General features: G+C 46.4%; 1 pseudogene. It reads right to left on the reverse strand.

Annotation, left to right across the window (positions count from 1 at the left end):
• A pseudogene (gene rplB, locus HC176_RS19090) lies at nucleotides 1–291 on the reverse strand (50S ribosomal protein L2); the annotation flags it as partial.

A 291-nucleotide genomic window follows, 5' to 3' on the forward strand; every position in this document is an offset into this window, starting at 1 on the left:
TTTCTACCGGCTTTTCCTGAAACAAGCAACTGGTGATCACTGTTTGAAACAGCTCCAATTGTTGCAACACAGCTGGCCAATACTCTTCGGATCTCTCCTGAAGGCAATTTAATGGTTGCGTACTTCCCTTCTCTTGCCATTAACTGAGCGAATGCACCGGCGCTACGAGCCATAACAGCTCCCTGCCCGGGTCTAAGCTCAATACAAGAGATAATAGTACCTAATGGAATATTAGATAAAGGCATAGCATTTCCGATCTCCGGCGCTACATCCTCAACTCCCGATACTATG

The sequence above is a fragment of the Tamlana crocina genome (assembly GCF_012037625.1).